The organism is Halomonas sp. SIMBA_159 (assembly GCF_046536035.1).
Classification (GTDB): Bacteria; Pseudomonadota; Gammaproteobacteria; order Pseudomonadales; family Halomonadaceae; genus Vreelandella; species Vreelandella venusta_A.
This window is the reverse complement of sequence record NZ_JAWJBT010000931.1, coordinates 1-259: the sequence shown is the minus strand read 5'-3', so window position 1 is coordinate 259 and position 259 is coordinate 1. Positions and strand designations below refer to the sequence as shown.

The 259-nt window shown below is 67.6% G+C and carries 1 protein-coding gene; it reads left to right on the top strand.

The window, feature by feature from the left end; translation table 11 throughout:
• Positions 1-116: 116 nt before the first annotated feature.
• Positions 117-259 (top strand): UvrD-helicase domain-containing protein (locus tag R0J87_RS21995; protein WP_498888971.1); only part of this gene is annotated, 143 nt, incomplete at its 3' end.

Here is a 259-nt window from a genome sequence, read left to right as displayed (position 1 = left end):
CTGTGGGAAAGCCTGGCCATTCCTGAACTGCGCGGCCAGGCCGCCGACATCGCCAGCGCCCTGCTGGGTTGTCACGCATGAGGGCAATGCCCGGCGCAAGCCGGTAAAATGCGCGGGTGGATGTCTCTCACCTGCTCGATCACCTGAACCCCGCCCAGCGCGAGGCGGTCTCCGCGCCGCCCGGCCATTACCTCGTGCTGGCTGGCGCCGGTTCGGGCAAGACCCGCGTGCTGACCCATCGCATTGCCTGGCTCAATGA